This is a genomic window from Rhodococcus sp. DMU2021, from assembly GCF_019641445.1.
Lineage (GTDB): Bacteria > Actinomycetota > Actinomycetes > Mycobacteriales > Mycobacteriaceae > Rhodococcus > Rhodococcus pyridinivorans.
Genome location: NZ_JAIFKB010000002.1, coordinates 66,670 through 78,436, shown reverse-complemented (window position 1 = coordinate 78,436; position 11,767 = coordinate 66,670). Strand labels below are relative to the sequence as shown.

12 protein-coding genes are annotated in these 11,767 nt (G+C 67.5%); 6 read left to right on the top strand and 6 right to left on the bottom strand.

The genetic code is table 11. The annotated features are described in order from the left end of the window. The first annotated feature begins 31 nt into the window (after positions 1–31). Positions 32–487, top strand: coding sequence for a hypothetical protein (locus K3M35_RS26600; RefSeq protein ID WP_308257049.1), 456 nt, complete (start codon positions 32–34; stop codon positions 485–487). Positions 488–555: 68 nt separating this feature from the next. Here the strand turns inward: K3M35_RS26600 and K3M35_RS03720 are convergent, their stop codons facing one another. Beyond that, positions 556–1,215, bottom strand: a complete 660-nt coding sequence (locus tag K3M35_RS03720; RefSeq protein WP_006553946.1) for an SDR family oxidoreductase — start codon at positions 1,213–1,215, stop codon at positions 556–558. A gap of 88 nt (positions 1,216–1,303) precedes the next feature. Further along, positions 1,304–2,500 carry an L-2-hydroxyglutarate oxidase gene (gene lhgO, locus K3M35_RS03715; RefSeq protein WP_220666142.1) on the bottom strand — a complete coding sequence of 399 codons (1,197 nt, stop codon included), beginning with the start codon at positions 2,498–2,500 and terminating at the stop codon, positions 1,304–1,306. A 210-nt stretch (positions 2,501–2,710) separates the two neighbouring features. Between lhgO and K3M35_RS03710 the strand changes: the two genes are divergently transcribed. Both K3M35_RS03710 and K3M35_RS03705 read left to right on the top strand, forming a co-directional pair. After that, entirely contained in the window at positions 2,711–3,511 is an 801-nt protein-coding gene (locus K3M35_RS03710; protein ID WP_220666006.1) for a DUF5602 domain-containing protein, read from the top strand. 20 nt (positions 3,512–3,531) lie between these two features. Then, positions 3,532–3,897, top strand: a complete 366-nt coding sequence (locus tag K3M35_RS03705; RefSeq protein ID WP_220666005.1) for an SRPBCC family protein — start codon at positions 3,532–3,534, stop codon at positions 3,895–3,897. Positions 3,898–3,950: 53 nt separating this feature from the next. On the opposite strand, the gene K3M35_RS03700 is transcribed toward K3M35_RS03705, so the two are convergent. From K3M35_RS03700 to K3M35_RS03685, 4 genes are all read right to left on the bottom strand, one after another. Then, positions 3,951–5,054, bottom strand: a complete 1,104-nt coding sequence (locus K3M35_RS03700) for a glycosyltransferase (RefSeq protein WP_220666004.1) — start codon at positions 5,052–5,054, stop codon at positions 3,951–3,953. A 3-nt stretch (positions 5,055–5,057) separates the two neighbouring features. Beyond that, complete coding sequence (locus K3M35_RS03695; RefSeq protein WP_220666003.1) at positions 5,058–6,215, bottom strand: helix-turn-helix transcriptional regulator; 1,158 nt, start codon at positions 6,213–6,215, stop codon at positions 5,058–5,060. Positions 6,216–6,363: 148 nt separating this feature from the next. Continuing rightward, a complete protein-coding gene (locus K3M35_RS03690; protein WP_120281932.1) occupies positions 6,364–7,560 on the bottom strand; it encodes an FAD-dependent monooxygenase in 1,197 nt (398 codons plus the stop codon). A gap of 76 nt (positions 7,561–7,636) precedes the next feature. Continuing rightward, entirely contained in the window at positions 7,637–8,893 is a 1,257-nt protein-coding gene (locus K3M35_RS03685) for an aromatic acid/H+ symport family MFS transporter (RefSeq protein WP_230790749.1), read from the bottom strand. A gap of 48 nt (positions 8,894–8,941) precedes the next feature. Here K3M35_RS03685 and K3M35_RS03680 point away from each other — a divergent pair, with 48 nt between their 5' ends. From K3M35_RS03680 to K3M35_RS03670, 3 genes are read left to right on the top strand one after another with little or no spacing between them, the layout of a single operon-like run. After that, positions 8,942–9,799, top strand: coding sequence for an IclR family transcriptional regulator (locus K3M35_RS03680; protein ID WP_120281933.1), 858 nt, complete (start codon positions 8,942–8,944; stop codon positions 9,797–9,799). Positions 9,800–9,857: 58 nt separating this feature from the next. Beyond that, positions 9,858–10,928 carry a cupin domain-containing protein gene (locus tag K3M35_RS03675; RefSeq protein WP_120281934.1) on the top strand — a complete coding sequence of 357 codons (1,071 nt, stop codon included), beginning with the start codon at positions 9,858–9,860 and terminating at the stop codon, positions 10,926–10,928. Between the two features lie 5 nt (positions 10,929–10,933). Further along, entirely contained in the window at positions 10,934–11,755 is an 822-nt protein-coding gene (locus K3M35_RS03670; RefSeq protein WP_220666002.1) for a fumarylacetoacetate hydrolase family protein, read from the top strand. Positions 11,756–11,767: the final 12 nt, after the last annotated feature.

The window sequence follows — 11,767 nt, the reverse complement described above, 5'->3', positions numbered from 1 at the left end:
CGGGCGACATCGTCGGTCCGGTGGCGGTGGGGTGTTATCTCTCCCTCGCGCCGACATCGACTTCCGCGAGGACACCCAGAACCGTTTGCGGATGCTGCTCGACTTGCACGACCTCGACGAGGCACTCGGCGCGACGGCCGGTGAGGCCTTCGTAGTCCGCCCCGACGGTTTGCTGCTGTGCCGTGTGCCGGTCGCCGACCTGGACAGTGTCGCCGCATCCCTGCGCTCCGGTGCCGCTCCGGCCGGCGCGGAGCTCCCGGCCCGGCCCGCCGAGCAGGTCACCGAGGACGACCAGCGTCGTGAGAACGTCTGGCTCGGCCTGTCGATCACCCTGGGCCGGGCCCCTGAGGACGACCGCGAGGGCTTCCTGGCGCGACTCGCGCTGGTGCTCGGCTCGCAGGTCGACCGCCGGCAGTTCGAGGAGGCCATCGCGGCCGCCGCGGACACGTCGCCGCTGCGCGTGGAGGAACTCGCCCCGCAGGCCTGAGCGATCACATCGCTCGTATGTCCGCCCCGATCACCCCTGCTACCGGGGGCGGACTGCTGCGCGGGGAGCTACCTCAGCGCGTCTAGTGCCTCGTCGATCGGGACGTCACCGTTGTTGAACTCGATGGTGCGTCCCACCGTCTCCGGTCGCTCGAGCACCGCTGCGGCGACGGCCGCGACGTCGGCGCGCGAGACCTGCCCCTTGTCGCTCGCCCCGTGCCCCTCGATCTCGATGCGGCCGGTGGGCGGGTCGAGGGTCAACGCGCTCGGACCGAGGATCGTCCAGTCGAGGTCGGTACCCCGCAGATGGGTGTCTGCGGCCGACTTGGCCTCGGCATAGGCATAGAAGCTGTTGTCCTCGGGGACGCCGTGGTCGGGGCGGGCCCCGAAGTACGACACCATCACGTACCGGCGGACCCCGGCCTCCTGCGCGGCGGTCATCGAGGCGATCGCTGCGTCGCGGTCCACCGCGTAGGTGCGTTCGGGATTCCCTCCGCCCGCGCCTGCAGACCAGACCACCGCGTCGTGGCCGCGCAGCAGCTCGGTGATCTCGGCGATGTCCATCTTCTCGACGTCGGCGACGACGGGCGTGCCACCGGCAGCGCGGACATCGTCGGCGTGATCGGGATTGCGGATGAATGCGCTGGTCTCGTGACCGGCATCGGCCAGCAGCCGCTCGAGATGCAACGCGACCTTGCCGTGTCCTCCGAAGAGTGCGATTCGTGCCATGGAGACCTCCTGACGATGAAGTGTTTCCCATGCAGCATGCCCGGAACCGGTCACCGCGAACCATGACGTCCGCCGCGGGGTGACCCGATCAGGCGATGCGTTCGAGTGCGTGGTCGATGAGATACTCCGCGATCGCCATCGACGAGGTGGCCCCGGGCGACGGGGCGTTGCGCAGGTGCACGACCCGTCCGTGCCCGGTGACGACGAAGTCGTCCTCGAGACTTCCGTCGGAGTTCATCGCCTGGGCGCGGATGCCGCGCGGACCCGGCCGCACGTCGTCGACGGTCAGCCCGGGCATGTACGCGGCCGCATCGGCGACGAACCGCCGAGTGCTGCTCGCGGTGCGCAGTTCCCGGCCCGCTGCGGGCAGGTTGTGGGCGGCGAACCGCCAGAAACCGGGCCAGGCGACGGCATCGCGCAGATCCCGCCACGATCCGCGCCCGCCGCGATAGGCCTCGCGGCCGGGGGAGAGGAAGGCGTTGGGTCCCACCATCACCTCACCGTCTATCCGCCGGGTGAGATGCACACCGAGGAACGGATAGCGGGGATCGGGCACCGGATAGATCAACCCGCGCACCTTCGCCGCCGCGTCGGGTTCGAGTAGCAGATAGTCGCCGAGGAACGGGACGATCCGCGGGTCGCGGGTGTCACCCGAGGTGTGGGCGAGGCGGTCGGACTGCAGTCCCGCGCACGTGATCACCAGGTCGAAGGCCAGTTGATCGCCCGGGATGTCGACGACGACCTGCTCGCCCGCCTCACGGATCGCCGTCACGGCGGTACCGGTCCGCACCGTGCCGCCCGCGGCGACGACGTCGTTCGCGAGCGCGCGGGTGACGGCGACGAAATCGATGATCGCCGTGTGCGGGGAATGAAGGGCCGCGATCCCGACGGCGTGCGGTTCGATCGCGGTGATCTCGTCGCCGCCGATGCGTCTGATGCCGGGGACCCCGTTCGCCGTGGCCCGCGAGAAGATCGCGTCGAGCCGGCCGAGTTCCGATTCGTCGAGGGCGACGACGACCTTGCCGCACTCGTCAAAGGGCAGGCCCTTGTCCGTGGTGAACGTCTGCAACAACTCCACCCCACGCCTGCACAACCGGGCCTTGAGGCTGCCGGGTGTGTAGTAGAGGCCGGCGTGGACGACACCGCTGTTGTGCCCTGTCTGATGCGCGGCGAGCCGATCCTCCTTCTCGAACAGAGTGACGTCGGCGTCCGTGAGGGCGAGTCGCCGGGCGGTCGCGGCACCGATGATTCCCCCACCGACCACCGCGACGCGAAGGTTGCGAATACTCAAGGGCCGCTCCCTGTTCTCCGCGGATCGTGACGTCTGTCTGCAGTCCGGCGAGTATATGCCGCGACGCTGTGAGGACGAGCTCTTCTGTCGGATCGCTCGGCGAAATCCCCCGAATGAGGGATGTCCGGGGTGACGAACACCGGTCGAGACTGGACCCACGGAATGGAGAGGTTCACCGAGAACCCTCGGCGATCGGATATCACCATGAAGAAACATCGATCATCTCGTTCCATCGCAGTGCTCCTCGCCGCGTGCGTCGCCGTGGCGGTCGGCGGCGTGGCGTCGGCGGTGCCCACACCTGCCCACCTGCACTTCGGTCAGGCCGTGAGCGTCGGTGACGGAACCGCGCGTGCGTACGCCACCGTCGATGCGAACGGAGCCCCGACCGCCGTCGGTATCCGCTTCTCGCCGGCGACCCTCGACGGACTGCCCGATGCCGACGAGATGTACATGCTGCACCTGCCCGTTCAGGCATCCGACACGGTGTTCGACCACGTCATGCTGAACTGGAACCCGCGCGGACACGATCCGACCGTGCTGTTCGGGAAGCCCCATCTCGACATGCACTTCTATATGACCGACATGGCGGCGATCGAAGCAATCGACCCGACCGCACCGGATTACGCCGCTCGCGCGGAACGACTCCCGGACCCGAAGTACATGCCCGGCGACTACGTGACCCCGCCGGGGATGCTCGCATCGCAACTCGCGGTGCCGTTCATGGGTGTGCACTGGCTCGACATCACGGAGAAAATGGTTCCGGGCGTCTACGACTTCACCGAGACGTTCGTCAACGGTTCGTGGGACGGCGACTACACCTTCATGGAGCCCATGATCACGCGGGAGTGGCTGCTGACCCGTCCCACCATCCGCGAACAGATCAAGTTGCCGGCCGCCTATCAGCACTCGGCCTGGTATCCCACCGTCTACAGCGTCGGATTCGACGAGCAGGCGCAGGAATACGACATCGCCCTCGGAGGGATGGTCCCGCGCCAGGAATCCTGACGCGTACCCCATGAGAACCATTGCGGTACAGCAGGAACAGTCACTGCATCTCGGGTGAGGGCGGCAAGGAGGGATCCGTCTCGCGCGCCACCGTCAAGTTTGCCGGACGGCGAATCGAACTCACCGAGGAACTGGCCCGCGTCGAGCCCGGCAGAGCCCAGCACCGCCGCAGCGTGAAGAGTCCGATCCGGTACGAGACCGTCTATCGCTTCGAGTCGGTGGAGACGGGAACCCGCGTCACCTTCCACCAGGACACCGAGGACGTCGGGAACCTCTTCGGCAAGTTCACCCAGCCGGTCGTGGAGAAGCTGTACGCGCGCGATGTGCGGAACAACCTCGAACACGCGAAACAGCTTCTGGAGGAGGGAGATGCGATCGAAGGGTGATGCGAAGGATCGACCCGAACCTACCGGACAGGTGCCGGTCCTTCGCGTGTTCGTCAGTGGTCGACGAGCGTCAACACCCGGTCGGCCGCAGCCGACGCACCATCGACGGTTCGGAGACGGGTGCCGAGTTCTGCTGCCGCCGTGCGATAACCGTCGTCGGTCAGCAGCCTCTCCAAGGCCGCGCGTATGTGCTCGGGCGAAGCGGTCTTCCGCAGACGGATGCCCGCACCCGCCTTCGCGACCTCACGACCGATGATCGCCTGATCCGTCACCGCCGACATGGGCATGATCAGTATCGGAAGTCCGTGTGCGAGAGCCCGGAAGGCCGTCGCGTGCCCGCCGTGCCCGACGACCGCCGAACAGGTCGGCATCAACTCGTGGTGCGGGACGTACCGGTGGACGGTCGCATTGGAAGGTACGCGCAACCCGGTAGGGTCGATCGCCGGCCCGGTCGTGACGACGAACTCCGCGTCCATCTCCGCGGCGGCGTCGAAGATGTTCTGGTAAGTGCGGCGCTGACCCGGGAAGCCGGCAGTGCTCAGACTGACCAGCACGCGCGGCGGTGTTCGACCGACCGCCGCGGCCTTCGCGTCGTGGATCGCACCGGTCCAGGTCAGCGAGCCGTCCGTGCGCCGTCGCGCGGCCGGGTCGAGCACTCGGTCCGAGCACACGAGTCGCATGTCGGCCTGTTCCCACAGTCGCTTCGGACCCAGGCCGCGTAGTCGCGAACCGATCCCGAACGGTCCGTGCCGGAAGGCGCCGTCGAATGCGGCGAAGAAGGAATGGAACAGCACCACGTACGGCACCCCGGTGCGCGCCGCAGCGTCCTGGGCGTTGAACAGCATGCAATCGACGATCACCAGATCGGTCGGCTCCCCGGCGATCTCGTCCTCCACATCCCGTGCGACGGCGGAGTCGGTCATCATGGCGTAGGCCATGGTCAGCACTTTCGGGGTGCTCAGTTCTACGTGCGGGGTCCAGGTCGGCGAGTGCCGGTAGCCGCAGAAGACGAGGCAGGCATCCTCCGCGACCTTCCGTTGCGATTCGTGACCGAGAACCCGAACGTGATGTCCGCGGCGGTGCAACTCGCATCCGAGCGCTGCTTCGGGTGGGTAGTTCCCCCCGCCTTCCAGTGTGACGATCAGGATGCGTGCCACGGCTCACCTCTTCCGATGTGCACCGACCGGGACGCTCGTCGGCGCCGGTTTCTCGACGAACCACCCGTCCGGCCCGATCTCCGTACCGACCCGGGGGAGGCAGTGCGTGAAGAACAGTCGTGCGACGAGTTCCTGCCGACTGTTCACGCCCGTCTTCGCATAGATGCTCTTCAGGTGGTCCTGCACGGTGTACGGGCTGACGAACAGTCCACGCGCGATCTCGGTGCGTGTCTCTCCCGCAAGAACGCGGGCGAGGACATCGGTCTCCCGTTCGGTGAGACCGTGAAGGGCGGCGGTCAGAGCCACGAGTTGACCGGGCTGCGCGGGTTCGATCGCGACGACGATCCGGGCCGATTCTCCTCGGCCGTCCAGCGACCCGGCCCGCAGGACGAGCCACTGACCGTCCTCCGTACGGACACGGACGACGCGCGCGGCGGCCCCTTCGTAGCGGAAACGGACGGCGACCACTACGGCCGGGAGCATGAAGGCGCCTTCGGCACCGAGTCGCTCGAGATACTCCACCGCCTGCGGAGTAGCCGATTCGATCTCGTTGTCCGCGCCCACCACCACGACCGCGGGACCGGAACCGCCGGGTGATGCGTCCGCCGCGAGTCGAGGGGATTCGCGGAGCAACGACAACCGCAGTCCGTCGCCGATCTCGCCCACGCATCCTGCGAGTGCTGCCACATCGTCGGCGTCGAAGCGTCGGCCGGGGGCGCGCATGAGAGTGCCGCCGCCCCACACGCGCCCGTCACGGCCCCGGAAGACGAGGCGCACCTCGTCGTCCATTCCCTGCGGTTCGAGGATCTCGCTGTAGGGCAAGGAATCGCGGATGTCGCAGTCGATCGCCTCGCGGATCGTCTGGACACCGGTGCGCGTCCGGGCGAGCTTGCGGTAGGTGTTCGCGAAGCGCGACGTGCCGTACTCGATGTGTGCCACCGTCTTCGCGGCACGACCGGGCGGGGCGTCGGCGCCGAGCATGGTCACGGACGTGAACAACATGCTCGCCGGATCGACGAGAGCGATACATCCGATGTCGTAGCGGATGCGCCGCCGGATCGTGTCGAGGACGGCGTGCCGGAACTCGACCGGGTCGGCGGTTCCGAGTGCGATGTCCCGAACCTCGCTGCGGAGCGCCGACGCCTGCCGTGACGCGGTCATGCTCCCAGTATGTGCTGGTCACCGCCGCTTCGGCACCCTTCGGTGCAGGACGAACGACGCATATACGGCGAATACCGTCCCCGATCGGTGGATCGGGGACGGCATTGTCCGGAACGGGACGAATTCCTCTGCGGCGCTGTGTGAGTGCTCAGCGGTTGCGATCGGAGCTGTAGCCCCAGAGCCAGTCCGTGTACTTGTAGCTCGAGGTGTCGCGGGTGCGGAACAGTTCGTTGCGGGCCTCGCGGCCGGCACCGTCGAGGTGCCACAGGTCGCCCCACATGCGTCCCGTGGTGAGGATGCGGTTGCAGCGCGGTGCGCGTTCGGCGTTGACGTCCCTCAGGATCTTCGGCCAGTTCGCGCTGTCGCCCTGCAGGTCCTCGGCGGCGTAGTCGGCGAAGCACTTCGCATCCTCGAGGGCCATCACGGCCCCGGAGGCGAGGTACTGCAGCGGCGGGTGCGCGGCGTCGCCGAGCAGGATCATGCGGCCGTCGACCCAGTTGTCGATGGGGTCGCGGTCGAACATCGGCCACCAACGGTCGGTCCACAGGTACTTCAGTGCGGCCTGCACGCTCTCGTGGCAGTGGTCGTAGGCGTGCGCGAGTTCGTCGGGGCTACCCCAAATTTCCTCACCGCGGAGGAAGGCGGGGGACTGGAAGACCGCCACCTGGTTGAGCATCTCGCCCTGGCGCAGCGGGTACTGGATGAAGTGGCAGCGCGGGCCGATGTAGCCCACGACATCCTCGATCTCCTCCTCGAGCGGAACCTCGTTCATCGGGAAGGTGCCGCGGAAGGCGACGTAACCCGAGCCGACGGGCTTGTCGTCGGACAACTTCGGGCGCAGGTGCGAGTGCAGGCCGTCCATGCCGAGAGCGACGTCGCCGACGTGCTCCTCACCGTTCTCCAGCACGACCCGCACGGTGTCGCCCTCGGTTACCACGTCGGTCACCGTCGAGTTCGTCCGCAGATCCGCACCGGCCTCGCGGGCCGCCTCGACGAGCACCGAGTGCAGATCCGAACGGTGCACCACGAAGTACACGCCGCCGTAGTGCTGCTGGTAGTCGTGTCCGAGATCGACCTTCGTGAGGATCTCCGCGGTCACGGCATCACGGAAGACGAGGTTCTTGGGCAGCACGCCCTTCGCGATGACTTCGTCGTAGACACCGAGCGACTGCAGGATGCGCGAACCGTGCGGGCCGATCTGAAGGCCCGCGCCCACCTCGCCGAACTCGGGAGCACGCTCGAACAAGGTGACCTGAGCACCCTTCTGCGCGAGGGCGAGGGCATTGGCGACACCGCCGATGCCGCCACCGGCAATGAGAACTCGTGCGTCCTTCAGATCGGACATGACACTCCTTCGTATCGTGTGAAGCAGAGGGGAAGGTCGGGCGCGGTGCGATCAGTGCGCGGCGATCGCGGTGCGATCAGTGCGCGGCGACCGGGCGGAGCGAATCGTGACGTGCGGGGAACTTCTTCCAGACCACCGTCAGCAGCAGCGACGAGATCAGCGCGCTGACGCCGAAGAGGACGAAGTTGGAGTCGGCGCCGAGGCCGGCGGCAAGCAACCAGCCACCGATCTGCGGGGCCGCCACCGCGCCGATACGGCCGACACCGAGGGCCCAGCCGAGCGCGGTACCGCGCAGGTGGTCGGGATAGTAGGACGCGACCGCAGCGATGATCAGGGCCTGCGTGCCGTGGGTGCCCACACCGGCGAACACGAAGATCAGGTACACCGCGGCGACCGGAGGGTCGAGCAGCAGGGTCAGCAGCGCGACACCGGCGATCAGCGCGGCGATGATGCTGGTCGGGACCGAACCCCACCGCACGCCACCCCAGGCGGTGATGAAGGATCCGGCGACCGCACCGAGGTTCAGGGCCAGCGAGAACGTGAGAGCGTTGCCGAGGTCGGTGCCCTCACCCTGCATGAGCTTGGGCAGCCAGGTCCCGAGGCCGTACCAGGCGAGCAGTGTCACGACGGTGACGGCCGCGAACATGATGCTGATGGTGCGGAAACGGGACCCGAGCAGTTCCTTGAAACCACCCTGGGAGTTGTCCGGATGGGTCTTCGGCACGGCATGCGCGGGCAGCACCTTGAGCGCCAGCGGAACGAGGACGAACAGGGGGATCAACGCGAACGCGAACATCGGACGCCAGCCCCAGTTGGGGATCACCGGGATACCGACGAGAGCGGCGATCGAGCCGCCGATCGGGACGCCCGACATCATCATCGTCGCGACCGCGGCGCGCCACTTGTCCGGCACCAGTTCGGCGGCAAGTGCGTTCGAGGTCGGCACGAGTCCGCCGAGTCCGATGCCGGCGACGAGACGCAGCAGACCGAAGATCACGGGGCCGGGCGCTACCGCGCACAGGGCGGTGAAGACGGAGAGGACGACGACGCACCCGATGACGGCGTTCTTGCGGCCGATCGCGTCGGAGAGTCGGCCTGCGAGGACCGCGCCGATCATCATGCCCACGAACGCGAGGCTTCCCAGCGTGCCGGCGGTGGAGGCGCTGATGCCCCATTCATCCTGGAGGCTCGATATGACGTTTCCGTAGACGATGAGGTCGTATCCGTCGAAGACGACGAACAGCCAGCAGACGATCACCGCGATGACGTGGGCCCGGGGGAGGGTGATGTTGCCACCGGCCCGCGTCGGTGAAGCCTCGTTGGGGAGATGCATTCCTCAACGGTGGGCGCGCGCCACCCGGCGATGCAATAAAGTTCTGCTATGCAGAACAAGCCGATGGGCACGATCCGCAAGCCGACCTACATGCTCGAGTCGGTCGACAACGCGTTGCTACTGCTCCAGCTGCTCCGCGATGCAGGTGCGATCCGGCTCAAGGATGCGGCCGCGGAACTCGGGACGGCGCCATCCACCGCGCACCGCCTGCTCGCCATGCTCGTCTACCGCGGCTTCGCCGTGCAGGACGAGAAACGGATGTACCACCCGGGCCCGGCGCTCGGTGTCGGGCCGGCGAGTCAGGGGTGGACGCGGGACTTCACCGACCTCTGCCGCCCGCACATGGAAGCCCTCGCCGCGCTCGCCGACGAGACCGTCAACCTCGTGATCCGGGTGGGATCGCAAGCGCGCTTCCTGTGGACGGCAGAGGCGGCATCGATCCTGCGTGTGGGTGATCGCCGAGGTCAGGTGCTCCCCGCCGAGCTCACGGCGGGCGGACGCATCCTCCTGGCCGAGCTTCCTCGCGCGGTACTCGAACAGCTCTATCTACGGCCCGCGGACGAGCCCCACATCAGTCACGGGCCGAGCCCCGCCTACGAGACCGACCGCCGGATGGCGATCGGGGAGTTCGAGGAGTTCGCACACGAACTCGAGGCGGCACGGAAGCTGGGTTTCGCGGTCAATGTCGAGCAGACGGAGGAGGGCGTCGCGGCGCTCGGGGTGGTGATCCGCAACGGTCGGGGCGCGGCTGTCGGTGCCCTCACGGTGGCCGTGCCCATCAACCGCTACCGCCAGCATCTGCGCGGCAAATTGGTCGCGCAGATGCAGGCGGCGGTGCGGGGCATCGAGGTCGACGTCGCCGATATCGCCGGACCGGACGTCTCGAATTCCACTGTGCAGAAATAGATGGATTCCCCGGTTCCGGCGCCCCTAGTTTGGAGACAACGCCGGACAAGGAGATTTCATGACTGCCACCGAGCCTGTCGATCCCGAGCTCCAGAAGCTGTACGACGACTTCGAGACCGAACACCTGAACCCGTTGTGGACCCAGCTCGGCGATCTGATGCCGATGGCCCCGACATCCAAGGCGGTTCCGTTCGTCTGGAAATGGTCGACGCTGTACCCGCTGGCCCAGCGCGCCGGTGATCTCGTGCCGGTCGGCCGCGGCGGTGAGCGTCGCGCGATCGCGCTCGCGAACCCCGGCCTCGGTGGTGTCCCGCACGTCACCCCCACGCTGTGGGCGGCGATCCAGTACCTCGGCCCGAAGGAAACCGCTCCCGAGCACCGGCACTCCCAGAATGCCTTCCGCTTCGTCGTCGAGGGCGAAGGGGTGTGGACCGTGGTCAACGGCGACCCGGTCGCCATGCGCCGCGGTGACTTCCTGCTCACTCCGGGCTGGAACTTCCATGGTCACCACAACGAGACCGATCAGCCGATGGCGTGGATCGACGGCCTCGACATCCCGTTCGTGCACTACACCGACACCGGCTTCTTCGAGTTCGGCTCCGACGGTGTCACCGACGAGGGCACCCCGGACATCTCCCGGTCCGAGCGACTGTGGGTCCACCCCGGTCTGCGCCCGCTCGTGGGCCTCGACCGCAAGACCAGCTCGCCGATCGCGTGCTACCGCTGGGAGCACACCGACCGTGCGCTGAACGAGCAGCTCGCCCTCGAGGACGAGGGTTACGCCGCCACCCCGGAACCCGGCCACGCCGCCGTCCGCTACACCAACCCCACCACCGGCGGCGACGTCATGCCGACGATCCGCGCCGAGTTCCACCGACTGCGCGCCGGCGCGCACACCCGCGCCCGCCGTGACGTCGGATCCGTGGTCTTCCAGGTCTTCGACGGTGAGGGCCGCTTCCATCTCGCAGACAAGAGCCACGACGTCACCAAGGGCGACATGATCGTCGTCCCGTCCTGGGTCGAGTGGTCGCTCGAGACCGACAAGGGTGTCGATCTCTTCGCCTTCTCCGACGCGCCGATCGTCGAGCGTCTGCACTTCAACCGCACCATCATCTCCGAAGGAGCCTGAACCCCATGCGTCTCGCCACCCTCCGCCTCGACGGCGGCACCGCCGCCGTCCGTGTCGACAGCGACTCCAGCGCCACCGTCATCGACGGCTACGCCGATCTGTCCGCGCTGCTCGCCGATTCGAACTGGAAGTCGGTCGCCGAGCAGGCATCCGGAAGGACCGTCGACCTCGGTTCCGCCGACTACGCCCCGGTCGTCCCCGCCCCGGGCAAGATCGTGTGCGTCGGCCTGAACTACGCGACCCACATCAAGGAGATGGGCCGCGACCTGCCGGAGTACCCGACCCTGTTCTCGAAGTTCAAGGAAGCCCTCACCGGCCCCTACGACGATGTGGTCGTTCCCTCCTACGCGGGGTCGCAGCTCGACTGGGAGGCCGAACTCGCCGTGGTCATCGGCAAGCAGGCCTACCAGGTCTCCGAGGCCGACGCCGCCGAGTACATCGCCGGCTACTCCGTGATCAACGACTACACGATGCGCGACTACCAGTACCGCACGCTGCAGTGGGATCAGGGCAAGACCTTCGAGAAGACCAGCGGTTTCGGTCCCTTCCTCGACACCGACTACCAGCTCGGCACCGCCATCGAGACCCGCCTCGAGGGCGAGGTCATGCAGTCGTCGAACACCAACGATCTGGTGTTCACCCCGGCCAAGCTCGTCGACTACATCTCGCACATCGTGACCCTGCAGCCGGGCGATGTCATCATCACCGGCACCACCGGCGGTGTCGGCCACGCCCGCAAGCCTGCTCGCTACATCCAGAACGGTGAGGTCTGCGAGGTCACCATCGAGGGCCTCGGCACCGTCCGGAACAAGACGATCATCAAGTAGGAGAAGCCGAAC

What these genes read in the sequence shown, in the direction of transcription:
- K3M35_RS03720 (WP_006553946.1), bottom strand. Translation starts at nt 1,215, where the DNA reads ATGGCACGAATCGCACTCTTCGGAGGACACGGCAAGGTCGCGTTGCAT.
- K3M35_RS03710 (WP_220666006.1), top strand. Translation starts at nt 2,711, where the DNA reads ATGAAGAAACATCGATCATCTCGTTCCATCGCAGTGCTCCTCGCCGCG.
- K3M35_RS03695 (WP_220666003.1), bottom strand. Translation starts at nt 6,215, where the DNA reads ATGACCGCGTCACGGCAGGCGTCGGCGCTCCGCAGCGAGGTTCGGGAC.
- K3M35_RS03690 (WP_120281932.1), bottom strand. Translation starts at nt 7,560, where the DNA reads ATGTCCGATCTGAAGGACGCACGAGTTCTCATTGCCGGTGGCGGCATC.
- K3M35_RS03685 (WP_230790749.1), bottom strand. Translation starts at nt 8,893, where the DNA reads ATGCATCTCCCCAACGAGGCTTCACCGACGCGGGCCGGTGGCAACATC.
- K3M35_RS03680 (WP_120281933.1), top strand. Translation starts at nt 8,942, where the DNA reads ATGCAGAACAAGCCGATGGGCACGATCCGCAAGCCGACCTACATGCTC.
- K3M35_RS03675 (WP_120281934.1), top strand. Translation starts at nt 9,858, where the DNA reads ATGACTGCCACCGAGCCTGTCGATCCCGAGCTCCAGAAGCTGTACGAC.
- K3M35_RS03670 (WP_220666002.1), top strand. Translation starts at nt 10,934, where the DNA reads ATGCGTCTCGCCACCCTCCGCCTCGACGGCGGCACCGCCGCCGTCCGT.